A 10,805-nucleotide genomic window follows, 5' to 3' on the forward strand; every position below is an offset into this window, starting at 1 on the left:
AGGCTTCGTGGCTGCCCGCGGGTCCATGGCCGGCGTGCACCGGGCGTTAACAGGGCGCCGTCACGATCGCCGTGCGATCAAGCACTGGATCCGACATGCATACGTTCGCCTTGGTCGTGGCATATGGACTCTTCGGCCTGCTGATCATCGGCGCAATCGTGCTCGCGATCGTCGCAGTGTTTTGGCTGCCCGACCGGCTTCTCGGCTTCAAGAGAGCCGAGGCGTTCATCGTCGTTCCCTCCGCGACCATCGCAATCTGGCTGCTGCTGTCCTATCTGGCCGTGCCGATCCCGGGCATCCTGATCATCAGTCCGCACAAGCTGCTCGCCGGGCTGGCGCTGACCTGCGGACTGGTCTGGTGCTTCGTCGAGGACAACTGGCTCTGACGAGGCTCCCCGTTAACCCCCCATCCACCATCCGCCTCGCGCGTCCGCCGGTAACCACGACGATTAACAGACCCTCAATCGACCCCCGACAAGTCTAGCAATCTTTCGAGGGAGATTGCCGTGGACGTCCTGGTGTTCGAATTCATGGGGCTGGCGATGCTCGCCATGTGCGTGGTCGCCGTGGCGCTGCCTCGCGCGCGCCGGCCGTCGCAGCGGATCCGCTACGAATAGAGTCGCGCGGCCGGTCTTCCAGCGACCCGACCCGCCGCTGACGATTCCGGCTGAAATGCAAGGCTCGAATTCGCATCGAGCCCCTTGACATATCAGCGCTTTCGGCAGAACGGCTGGGGGCACCTGTCATGGGCCGTTCATGAATCTGATTACCACCACCGCTGAGCTCGTCGCCGCCTGCGACCGGCTGGCCAAGCACCCCGTCATCACCGTCGATACCGAGTTCCTGCGCGAAACCACCTATTACCCGCTGCTATGCGTGGTGCAGATGGCGAGCCCCGAGGAGGCCGTGGTCATCGACGCGCTCGCCGAGGGGATCGACCTCGAGCCGTTCTTCGATCTGATGGGGAAAGAGGGCGTGCTGAAGGTGTTCCACGCCGCCCGCCAGGACATCGAAATCATCTGGCACCGCGCCAACATCATCCCTCACCCGATATTCGACACCCAGGTCGCCGCCATGGTGCTCGGCTATGGCGACAGCATCGCCTATGACCAGCTCGTCGAGAAGGTCACCGGCCACCGGCCCGACAAGACCCACCGCTTCACCGACTGGTCGCGCCGGCCGCTCAGCAAGGAGCAGATGCACTACGCGGTCTCCGACGTCACGCATCTGCGCGACGTCTTCGCCGCGCTCGACGCCGACCTCAGGAAGCGCCGCCGCAGCGAATGGGTCTCGATCGAGATGGACATCCTGACCTCGCCACGCACCTACGACTTCCACCCCGAGCGTGCCTGGGAGCGGCTGAAGACGCGCGTGCGGAAGCCAAAGGACCTTGCGGTGCTGATGGAGGTCGCAGCCTGGCGCGAGCAGGAGGCCCAGAGCCGCGACGTGCCACGCGGCCGCGTCCTGCGCGACGAAGCAATCAGCGACATCGCCACGCACGCTCCGACCACGATCGAGAAGCTCGCCCATCTGCGATCGGTGCCGAAGGGTTTTGAGAAGTCCAGATGGGGCACCGACATCGTCGCCGCCGTGCAGCGCGGGCTGGCGCGCGATCCGGCCACGCTGCCCAAGCTGGAGAAGCCGCGCAACAACTCCAACGGCGCGGCGATCGTCGAGCTGTTGAAGGTGCTCTTGCGCATGACCGCGGAGCGCCACGCCGTCGCCACCAAGGTGATCGCGACCGTCGACGACCTCGAGCGGATCGCCGCCGACGACGCTGCCGACGTGCCGGCGCTGCGCGGCTGGCGGCGCGAGCTGTTCGGCGATGCCGCGCTCAAGCTGAAGCACGGCGAGCTCGCGCTGGCGATCGAGAAGGGCCGCGTGATCGGCGTCGACCGGGCGTAACGGCCAACGCAACGCGGCTTACGCCGGCGTCAGACTGGCGACCGCCGGCTTAAGATCCTCCAGCGTGCCGGCGATCGCGCCGATCATCTCGTCGATCTGCCCCTTCGTAACGATCAGCGGCGGACAGATGGCGAGCGCATCCGCCATATTGCGGGAAATGACGCCGCGCTCCAGCAGGAGGCGGCTGGCGATCGTCCCGACCGCGCCCGGCTTGGTGGCGGCGACCTTCTTCTGCTTGTCGAGCACGAGCTCGATGGCAGCGATCATGCCGACGCCGCGGACCTCGCCGACCAGCGGATGGCCGGCGAACTCGCGCAGCCGGCGCTGCATATAGACGCCGGTCTCGGCGGCCTGGGCGACGAGGCCGCGCTCCTCGATGATCTTGAGGTTTTCGAGCGCGACCGCGGCGCCGACCGGGTGACCGCCGGCCGTAAAGCCGTGGCCGAGAACGCCGATCTTGTTGCTCTCGTCGGCGATCGGCTCGAACATCCGATCGTTCATCATGATCGCCGAGAACGGGAAATAGCTCGAGGTGATCTGCTTGGAGACCACCATCACGTCGGGCGCAATCTTGAAGGTCTCGCAGCCGAACATCTTGCCGGTCCGCCCGAAGCCGCAGATCACCTCGTCGGCGACCAGCAGGATATCGTACTTCTTCAAGACGGCCTGGATCTTCTCCCAATAGGTCGCGGGCGGCACGATGACGCCCCCGGCGCCCATCACCGGCTCGCCGAAGAAGGCTGCGATCGTCTCCGGCCCCTCTTTCAGGATCAGCGCCTCCAGCTCCTCGGCGCGCCGCGTCGCGAACGCCTCCTCGCGCTCGCCTGCCGCCGCATCCTTGTAGAAGTGCGGCGAGCCCGTGTGCAGCACGTTCGGCAGCGGCAGGTCGAACGAACGGTGGTTGTTCGGTAGGCCGGTGAGGCTTGCGGACGCGATCGTCACGCCGTGATAGGCGCGCAGCCGGCTCAGTACCTTCTTCCGCTGCGGCTGGCCCATCGCGTTGGAGCGATAGGCAATCAGCTTCAGCACGGTGTCGTTGGCCTCGGAGCCGGAATTGGTGAAGAACACCTTGCTCATCGGCACCGGCGCGATCTTGACGAGCTTCTCGGCCAGGTCGATCGAGGGTCCGTGCGAGCGCGAGGCGAAGGTGTGGTAGAACGGCAGCGCCTGCATCTGACGATGCGCCGCCTCGACCAGCCGCTTCTCGCTGAAGCCGAGGCCCACGCTCCAGAGGCCCGCCATCGCTTCCAGATAGCGCTTTCCGCCGGCATCATAGACATACGGCCCCTCGCCGCGCTCGATCACCAGCGGGCCGGCCTGCTGGTGGGCCCGCGCATTGGTGTAGGCGTGGAGCTGATAGGCGACGTCACGGGCTTCTTGCGAATTGGGCAGCATGGTCATCGCGAAAATTCCTTGAGCCTCGGCATGACCGGCCGCGCCGGTGCCAGACTCGCTTGAGAAAAGCGTCGCTTCTTGGCTATTGCGACAATGCACAACTTGCAACGCCATTTCACCGGCGGCAGGCGCCCGACTGCAATGCGGAAAACCGCTGCTGCGGCCGCTCAGGTCGCCCCGTCGTCACCGTCTTCGTCGCCGTCCTCGCCGCCGTCATCGTCGGCAGCGGCCTCCTGCACCTCGACCAGCGCCATCGAAAGCAGATAGACGGTGGTCGGCAGGCCAAGACGGCGCGCCCTTTCAAGGACGAGCGTCAGATCACCCGCCAGCCGTTCGAGCTCTTGCCCCCGAGACACGATGTCCCACCCAGCCCCGTCGCCGGCCACGGCCGGCTACACCGCAATGGCGCCGCTCGTCCGGATGAGTTCGACGCTGGGGCGCAGCGTAGCAAAATTGCCGATCACATTCATCACCGCCTGCTTGTAGGCGGCAGCATCCCCCGAACCCGGGTGCCGGCAGGCGACGGCGTCGCCGACCACCTGGTAGCGATGGCTGCGATGAAATCCGTCGACGACGGTCGCCAGAATCGTCTCGTCGAGCGAAAATCCGAGAAGCACGCAGCGCATGTTCCTGATGTTGGTAGCGTAGTCCGCAAATCGCGCGGAACTGTAGGCCGACGGCAGCGGATGCTCGAACGTCATCTCGCCCGGCCGCGGCTTCAACTCACCGATCCAATCGGTCAGCTTCGATGCCGGATTGAACCACGCAGCCTGCGCAATGCGCTTCAGATGCATGACCGGCCAGAGGTTGTCCCGCCACAGCGTCAGGAGAGCGAGGCAGCGCGAGGTGGCGGCGTCGCCGTCGAGAATGACGTGGCGACGCCCCTGGGTCAGGTACTCTATCTGCAGATCGGCGCAGACGAGGATCGGCGGATCGTCGTGAACGGGAGCCAGCATCTTCTTGCTTAGACCTGCACGAGTTTCAACGCTCCGCCACGGAGAGATTGCGCAGCGGCGACGTCGCCGACCGTCCGGCCGAGGCATCGAGAACGCCAGGCCGGTCCCAGTCGCCTTCGGGGCGGATGATCACGTAAGGATCACTGTCCAGCGTGATGGCATCCGGCCCCGGCTCGATCTCCAGCACCATCTCGGTATAGGAGAAATCCGAGAAGGTGATCTTGCGGTTGTGACCAAGCGGCTTGGCGCCGAAATGGGCCCAGAAGTCGACCAGCCGGTCCTGCGCCTGGCCGTAGATCTTGCGAAAGCCCTTGCGCTTCACGTAGTCGACGCTCGCCTGCACGAGCTTGAACGACACGCGCGAGCGTCGGTACTGATGGCGCACCGCGAGCCGCTCGACCTTGGCGAATTCGCCGAAGAAGCGCACCCGCAGGCAGCCCGCCGGCTCGCTGCCGACGAAGCCGATGAAATGCGCCGCGACCAGATCGTTGCCGTCGAATTCCTCCTCGAACGGACAATCCTGCTCGGCGAGATAGACCGCCGAGCGTATGGCGGTGACGAGCATGAGGTCGTTGGGATCGCGTGCGATCCGAATGGTGATGGCGCGTGAGTCCGGTTTGGCGACGGGGATCCTAGTGCCGTGCATCTGCGAAACTCCTTGCTGCTAAAATCGGGGCCGGCATGCGCGGGGGTCGTCGGTTCCAGGGACGCTCGTAGCGCCACAGGTCGGGCTGGAAGCTCGCAATGGGCTCGAAACCCGTCGCTTTCATGATGTCGCGTCCGGCCGCGGTCGACGGCTGGGCGAAACAATCCGCGCTGCGAAAGCGCGGTTGCCGCAGATGCGCGGCCGCCTTGCCGAGCCCCGCAATGCCCCGGCCGATCGCCGCTATGGCCCAGATGTAGATCGCCGAAACTTCCTGGTTGCCGGACGCGAGCAGCCGTGTATCGGGCTCGGTCAGGCAGATTTCGTCGAGCAGAAGCGCGTCGTGTCCGCGGTCGTTGAGGTAGAGAAACGCCATGCCGCCCAACAGTCTGCGGTCCCGGCCGAACGTCAGGATGCACTGGGGGTCGAAGGTGAAGTAGCGCGCCAGTTCCCGTTCCCCGATCCGCACGCCCGGCACCAGGCGGTGGGCCATGTCGGCCAGAGCTGCAATTTCATCAAATTGCGCGCAATGCACATCGACGTCCGGGCTGAGCGGCAGCGCGTCGAAATCATGCCGTGCGGTCAACGAGCCCCTTTCCATTGTCATGGCGCGCCTCTATCGTTTGCCCATCCCGTTGTAATCAGGAGCTTAACGGCTGGGGATCAGGAGTATGCAGCAAGTATTGCAACGGGGTGCTGCGGTCATGCAGCACCGTACCGAGGAGCCTCTGGGCGCGTCCTGGGACGATCTCAAGCTGTTCCTGGCCTGCGCAAAATATAAAAGCTTCCGCAATGCCGCCGAGGAACTCGGCCTCACCTCGACCACGCTGATGCGCAAGATCGACCGGCTGGAAGAGAGCATCGGCTGCAAGCTGTTCCTGCGCGACCAGAGCGGTCTCACGCTGAGCGACGAAGGCACGGCGATGATTTCCGACGTTTCGCTGATGGAGCGCCACGCCTTCAACGTGTTCCGCCGCGCGGCCCGCTCCTCGAACGACACCGTAGGCACCGTTCGCGTCGCCGTGACGGAGGGCCCCGGCAATTTCTGGATTCTGCCGCGGCTGATCGACTTCCAGAAGACCTATCGCAAGATCACGGTCGATCTGCGCTGCGCCATGGAACAGGCCGACGTCGCGCGGCTGGAATCCGACATCGCGATCCAGCTCGAGCCGCCGACCAATCCCGATCTGATCGTGGCCAAGATCGGCCGCCTGCACATCTATCCCTTCGTCTCGAAGAACTATGAGAGCCTGCACGGCGTGCCGAAGACGCTGGCCGAGTTGAAGCACCACAGGATCGTGAAGCAGACCGCGCCGCAGGTCGACGACACCGCCTATGCCCGCATTCTGGGACTGAAGTCGCTCGATGGCATCGTCGGCATCAAGACCAACTCGTCGATCGGCGTGCTCTACGCGGTGGAGCGCGGCGCGGGCATCGGCTTCCTGCCGACGGTCTCGATCGCGCTCGGCGCACCGCTCGTCGCCGTCGATCTCGGCGTCAGCCATCACGCCGATCTCTGGCTGACCTATCACAAGGAGTTCCGGTCGTCCGAACGCCACAAGATCGTGGTCGACTGGCTGAAGAAGATCTTCGATCCGAAGATCTATCCCTGCTTCCGCGACGAGTTCATCCACCCGAACGCGCTGGTGCCGCTGATGACCGCGGCCCGCGACAGCGTCGGCCTGACCGGTTATGTCGCGGCCACGCCCGCCTGACGTCGGCTATCCCGACCTACCACTTGTATTCGAAGCCGATCGTGCCCTGGTGCGACTGCAGTTCGTTGCGGAATTTGCCGTCATAGTTGAGGTAGAGGCGCGCCGTGTTGGTCAGGCTGAGGGAAGCGGACGCGCCCGCGTCCATGCCGTAGCGGCTTTCGCCGATGCCGGGCACGACGATGCTCTGCGCGCCAAGGCTGACCTGGACCGAGCCCAGGCTCTGATAGAAATTGTCGACGAGCTTGCCGTAGGCCGACAGGTCGAGGACCTTCCGGTCGAAAATGAAGTAGCGCCCGACCTCGGCGCCGATCATGATGCGCGCGCGCTCCAGCGCTGTCGAGCCGACCGCCATCGGATCCAGCCCGCCGACCTCCTGGAACGAGGCGCTGGTGGCGCGCACATATTCGAGCGCGGCCTTGGGCACGATGCGCGCCTGCTCCATGGCCCAGTAGTAGCTGAGCTCGGTCAGCGCGCCGTCGATTGCGGCGTTATAGCGCGCGGTCGCGAACCCGAAGCCGGTATCGCGGCTGGAACGGACGTTGCCGAAGCCGTGGACGAGCGCGAACGCCCAGGTCCAGGGCCCCTTGTCGACGGAGCCGTTGAAGCCGAGCTGGGTCAAATCCAGCGTCGCCGACTGCAGCGCCAGCGGCACGTCGACGTCGGTGCGGCTCTGGTCCACGGAGAAGCCGATGTTGACGCCCGGCGCGATGCGCGCGCCGAAGCCGGCGACCCCACCGAACGTCTTCCGCCTGTCGCCGACGAAATCGCCCTGCGCATCGGTCCGGGCCGCGATTCCGTAGCCTTCGAACCAACTGCGGTAGCGCGGCGCTTCCGCGTCGACCGAGGCGCCCCCGCCCCCGGGATTGTTGCGGAAGGTCCGGTCAAATCCGTTGGAGGCCTGGTTGCCGAGCCGCTCCAGGAAGCCGGAGCCGAGGTTGAGCGTGGCGTTGCCGGTCGACCGGTCGTAGGCGATCGTGTTCGGCGTGGGGCTGGGCGATGGCGTGGGGGATGGGCTGGGTGCGGGCGTCGGTGTCAGCGATTGCGCATGCGCAGGTATTTCCAGACCGACGGTCAGCACGACCGCGATCGCAGCAACGATCCGCCAGAGCCTGATCGTCCGCCTAGCCGAGGGCTGCGACCGGCAGCACATGACGACAAATCCCGAAACAAAAAGACGGCGCACGCGAGGCGCAAATTGCGATATGTGCGGGCGATTTGCGCGCAACTGGCATGATGGGTCAATCGGCCGGGTCTGCCCGCATGGTCCATTGCTCGCGATTGTGGTTCCGCTGCCACAGGTCGAACACCGTGCTCCGGCCTGCTCCGTTCGACCTGATCATCGGCCCTGCTTGCTAAGGCCCGATTTTCATGTTGCTATGTTCGGTACAATCGGATTTGGCCGCTCGGCTGTGCGTTTCGCGACGTTGAAATTCAGGACTCGAACAGACTAAGCCCGTTTGTGGCGTGGCACGCGAAATCGTGACCGCGTCTTTTTTGTATCCAGACCAGGAGAGAGGCGATGGCGATGCAAAAGGGCACCGTCAAATGGTTCAACCCGACAAAGGGCTATGGGTTCATCAAGCCGATGGGCGGCGACAAGGACGTGTTCGTCCACATCTCCGCCGTCGAGCGCGCTGGACTGACCACCCTCAATGAAAACCAGGTGGTTGAATACGACCTCGTGGAGAACCGCGGCAAGACATCCGCGGAGAACCTCAAGGTCTCCTGACTTCGCTGACGATTCACGCAGGAATTGACGACGTCACCCCCGGCCCTGCCGGGGGATTTTGTTTGGCGCCTATTCCGCGCCGCTGCCCACCACCGGCGAGATCAGGAAGTTCTCCGAGCCGCCGCTGCCAGCGGTCCTGCAGACATCGCCCTCGATCCGGACCCTGCCGGTGGCGAGCAGCCGCAGTGCTTCCGGATAGATGCGGTGCTCGACCTCGAGGATGCGCTCCGACAGCGTGTCCGCCGTGTCGTGGTCGCTGACGGGAACGGCGCCCTGCATCACGATCGGGCCGGCATCGGTCTCCGGGATCACGAAGTGCACGGTCGCGCCGGACAGCTTGACGCCGGCGCGCAGCGCCTGGCCGTGCGGATCGAGGCCGGGGAAGGACGGCAAGAGCGAGGGATGGATGTTGAGCATCCGCCCGTACCAGGCGCGGGTGAATTCGGCGGTGAACAGCCGCATGAAGCCGCCGAGGCAGATCAGCTCGATGCCGTGCTGATCGAGCGCGGATTGCAGCACGGCCTCGAAGGCGACGCGATCCTTGCCGAACGGCTTGCTCTCGATCACGAGCGTCGGCACGCCGCCCGCCCGCGCCTTCTCCAGGCCCGCCGCTTCCGTGCGGTTGGAAATCACGAGCGCGATCTCGGCCGGAAAATCCGGCGCAGCCGCGGCCTTGATCAGCGCGGCCATGTTGGAGCCCCGTCCGGAGATCAGGATGGCGACGCGGCGCTTCATCGGGGTCACAGCGCGAGGTCGAGGTGGCCGTCATAGACCACGCGATGCTCGCCCTCGGCCGGGACGACGTTGCCGAGCACGGCCACCGTCTCGCCGGCGTCAGTGAAGACCTGCACGACCTTGTCCGCCGCATCCGGCTCGACGATCACGACCATGCCGATGCCGCAGTTGAAAGTGCGCAGCATCTCGAGCTCGGCGATGCCGCCCTGCGCCGCCAGCCACTTGAACACCGGCAGCACCGGCACGCGGGCGAGATCGATGCCGACGCCGAGGTTCTTCGGCAGCACGCGCGGAATGTTGTCGGTGAAGCCGCCGCCGGTGATGTGCGCCAGTCCCTTGACCGCGCCGGTCTCGCGGATTGCCCGCAGGCAGGATTTGACGTAGAGCCGCGTAGGCGCAAGCAGCGCCCCGCCGAGCGTCATCACCGGCGCGAACGGTGCCTGCGCCTCGAAGCCGAGCCCGCACTGCGCGACGACCCTGCGTACCAGCGAGAAGCCGTTGGAGTGCACGCCCGAGGACGCCAGCCCGATCACGGCGTCGCCGGCCGCGATGTCCTTGCGCGGCAGCAGCGTGCCGCGCTCGGCCGCACCGACCGCGAAACCGGCGAGGTCGTAGTCGCCGTCCTTGTAGAGACCGGGCATCTCGGCGGTCTCCCCGCCGATCAGCGCACAGCCGGATTCGCGGCAGCCTTCGGCGACGCCCGCGACGATCGCGGCCGCAGCCTCGGGATCGAGTTTCCCACAGGCAAAATAGTCCAGGAAGAACAGCGGCTCGGCTCCCTGCACCACCAGGTCATTGACCGACATCGCCACGAGGTCGATGCCGATCCCGCCATGCAGGCCGGTCTCGATCGCGATCTTCACCTTGGTGCCCACGCCATCGGTTGCAGCGACCAGCACGGGATCCCTGAAACCGGCTGCCTTCAGGTCGAACAGGCCGCCGAATCCGCCGATCTCGGCGTCGGCGCCGGGGCGCGCGGTAGCCCGCACCATCGGCTTGATCAGGTCGACGAGGCGATTGCCGGCATCGATGTCGACGCCTGAATCGGCATAGGTGAGGCCGTTTTTGCGGTCGGTCATGCCCGATTTCCAGTGGGTTTCCGGCTGGTTACGTCGAATTCGAGGGCTGCGCAATGGCTCGCAAGCGGCCAAGCCCTGTACTATGTAGATAACAAACCGGTTCAGCCTCCAATGGACCGGATTCGAGGTCAGACCGGGTGCCGGGAAGCGCCGTGTGAGTATTCCGAACATCATTACCCTGGGCCGCATCATGCTGGTCCCGATCATCGTCTGGGCCATCGTGTCGAGCCAAATGGAGGTCGCGTTCGCGGTCTTCCTGATCGCCGGCATCAGCGATGCCGTGGACGGGTTCCTGGCCAAGCGCTTCAACATGACGAGCGAACTGGGCGCCCTGCTCGACCCCCTCGCCGACAAGGCGCTGCTGGTCTCGATCTACATGGCGCTGGGAATCTGGGGCGCGATCCCGCGCTGGATCGTGATCCTGGTGGTGTCGCGCGACATCATGATCGTCGCCGCCGTGATCGTGTCCTGGCTGTTCGACAAGCCCGTCGCCATGAAGCCGCTGATGGTGTCGAAGCTGAACACCGCGGCCCAGGTGGCGTTTGCGGCCCTCGTGATGGCGGCGCTGGCCTTCGGCTTCAAGCCGGAGCCCTATGATATTATCCTCATGGGCCTCGTCACGGTCTTCACGCTCTCATCCGTGTCGCT

General features: G+C 65.4%; 13 protein-coding genes. 5 read left to right on the forward strand and 8 right to left on the reverse strand.

Translation table 11 applies throughout. The annotated features are described in order from the left end of the window. The first annotated feature begins 95 nt into the window (after window positions 1-95). Together KGM94_RS19340 and rnd are read left to right on the forward strand one after the other, a co-directional pair. Window positions 96-386 (forward strand): hypothetical protein, encoded by a 291-nt coding sequence (locus KGM94_RS19340; RefSeq protein WP_300263011.1) that lies wholly within the window; start codon window positions 96-98, stop codon window positions 384-386. Window positions 387-756: 370 nt separating this feature from the next. Then, entirely contained in the window at window positions 757-1,905 is a 1,149-nt protein-coding gene (gene rnd / locus KGM94_RS19345; protein WP_300263015.1) for a ribonuclease D, read from the forward strand. 18 nt (window positions 1,906-1,923) lie between these two features. Here rnd and KGM94_RS19350 read toward each other — a convergent pair whose 3' ends face one another. From KGM94_RS19350 to KGM94_RS19370, 5 genes are all read right to left on the reverse strand, one after another. After that, a complete protein-coding gene (locus KGM94_RS19350) occupies window positions 1,924-3,306 on the reverse strand; it encodes an aspartate aminotransferase family protein (RefSeq protein WP_300263018.1) in 1,383 nt (460 codons plus the stop codon). 161 nt (window positions 3,307-3,467) lie between these two features. Beyond that, complete coding sequence (locus KGM94_RS19355) at window positions 3,468-3,656, reverse strand: hypothetical protein (RefSeq protein ID WP_300263023.1); 189 nt, start codon at window positions 3,654-3,656, stop codon at window positions 3,468-3,470. A 36-nt stretch (window positions 3,657-3,692) separates the two neighbouring features. Then, window positions 3,693-4,256 (reverse strand): isochorismatase family protein, encoded by a 564-nt coding sequence (locus KGM94_RS19360; protein WP_300263026.1) that lies wholly within the window; start codon window positions 4,254-4,256, stop codon window positions 3,693-3,695. A 25-nt stretch (window positions 4,257-4,281) separates the two neighbouring features. Continuing rightward, entirely contained in the window at window positions 4,282-4,902 is a 621-nt protein-coding gene (locus KGM94_RS19365) for a GNAT family N-acetyltransferase (RefSeq protein WP_300263029.1), read from the reverse strand. Then, entirely contained in the window at window positions 4,889-5,506 is a 618-nt protein-coding gene (locus KGM94_RS19370; RefSeq protein WP_300263032.1) for a hypothetical protein, read from the reverse strand. Before KGM94_RS19370 ends, KGM94_RS19365 begins: the two co-directional genes overlap by 14 nt. 64 nt (window positions 5,507-5,570) lie before the next feature. Here KGM94_RS19370 and KGM94_RS19375 point away from each other — a divergent pair, with 64 nt between their 5' ends. After that, window positions 5,571-6,614, forward strand: a complete 1,044-nt coding sequence (locus KGM94_RS19375) for a LysR family transcriptional regulator (protein WP_300263035.1) — start codon at window positions 5,571-5,573, stop codon at window positions 6,612-6,614. A gap of 16 nt (window positions 6,615-6,630) precedes the next feature. On the opposite strand, the gene KGM94_RS19380 is transcribed toward KGM94_RS19375, so the two are convergent. Continuing rightward, entirely contained in the window at window positions 6,631-7,764 is a 1,134-nt protein-coding gene (locus KGM94_RS19380) for an autotransporter outer membrane beta-barrel domain-containing protein (RefSeq protein ID WP_300263038.1), read from the reverse strand. A gap of 375 nt (window positions 7,765-8,139) precedes the next feature. On the opposite strand from KGM94_RS19380, the gene KGM94_RS19385 reads away from it, so the two are divergent. Next, the gene (locus KGM94_RS19385; protein WP_300263053.1) at window positions 8,140-8,343 is read left to right on the forward strand and encodes a cold-shock protein; all 204 of its coding nucleotides are present in this window, start codon (window positions 8,140-8,142) and stop codon (window positions 8,341-8,343) included. Between the two features lie 69 nt (window positions 8,344-8,412). Here KGM94_RS19385 and purN read toward each other — a convergent pair whose 3' ends face one another. Both purN and purM read right to left on the reverse strand, forming a co-directional pair. After that, window positions 8,413-9,078 (reverse strand): phosphoribosylglycinamide formyltransferase, encoded by a 666-nt coding sequence (gene purN, locus KGM94_RS19390; RefSeq protein ID WP_300263041.1) that lies wholly within the window; start codon window positions 9,076-9,078, stop codon window positions 8,413-8,415. Between the two features lie 5 nt (window positions 9,079-9,083). Then, the gene (gene purM, locus KGM94_RS19395) at window positions 9,084-10,157 is read right to left on the reverse strand and encodes a phosphoribosylformylglycinamidine cyclo-ligase (protein ID WP_300263045.1); all 1,074 of its coding nucleotides are present in this window, start codon (window positions 10,155-10,157) and stop codon (window positions 9,084-9,086) included. Between the two features lie 154 nt (window positions 10,158-10,311). On the opposite strand from purM, the gene KGM94_RS19400 reads away from it, so the two are divergent. Then, window positions 10,312-10,805 (forward strand): CDP-alcohol phosphatidyltransferase family protein (locus KGM94_RS19400; protein ID WP_300263048.1); only part of this gene is annotated, 494 nt, incomplete at its 3' end.

Origin of the sequence: Bradyrhizobium sp., assembly GCF_028868675.1 — a bacterium.
In the GTDB taxonomy this organism is placed as follows: domain Bacteria; phylum Pseudomonadota; class Alphaproteobacteria; order Rhizobiales; family Xanthobacteraceae; genus Bradyrhizobium.

Excerpts from the sequence above, each read along its gene's own strand:
- KGM94_RS19340 (WP_300263011.1), top strand. The coding sequence starts at position 96 with ATGCATACGTTCGCCTTGGTCGTGGCATATGGACTCTTCGGCCTGCTG.
- rnd (WP_300263015.1), top strand. The coding sequence starts at position 757 with ATGAATCTGATTACCACCACCGCTGAGCTCGTCGCCGCCTGCGACCGG.
- KGM94_RS19350 (WP_300263018.1), bottom strand. The coding sequence starts at position 3,306 with ATGACCATGCTGCCCAATTCGCAAGAAGCCCGTGACGTCGCCTATCAG.
- KGM94_RS19360 (WP_300263026.1), bottom strand. The coding sequence starts at position 4,256 with ATGCTGGCTCCCGTTCACGACGATCCGCCGATCCTCGTCTGCGCCGAT.
- KGM94_RS19365 (WP_300263029.1), bottom strand. The coding sequence starts at position 4,902 with ATGCACGGCACTAGGATCCCCGTCGCCAAACCGGACTCACGCGCCATC.
- KGM94_RS19370 (WP_300263032.1), bottom strand. The coding sequence starts at position 5,506 with ATGACAATGGAAAGGGGCTCGTTGACCGCACGGCATGATTTCGACGCG.
- KGM94_RS19375 (WP_300263035.1), top strand. The coding sequence starts at position 5,571 with ATGCAGCAAGTATTGCAACGGGGTGCTGCGGTCATGCAGCACCGTACC.
- KGM94_RS19380 (WP_300263038.1), bottom strand. The coding sequence starts at position 7,764 with ATGTGCTGCCGGTCGCAGCCCTCGGCTAGGCGGACGATCAGGCTCTGG.
- KGM94_RS19385 (WP_300263053.1), top strand. The coding sequence starts at position 8,140 with ATGCAAAAGGGCACCGTCAAATGGTTCAACCCGACAAAGGGCTATGGG.
- purN (WP_300263041.1), bottom strand. The coding sequence starts at position 9,078 with ATGAAGCGCCGCGTCGCCATCCTGATCTCCGGACGGGGCTCCAACATG.
- purM (WP_300263045.1), bottom strand. The coding sequence starts at position 10,157 with ATGACCGACCGCAAAAACGGCCTCACCTATGCCGATTCAGGCGTCGAC.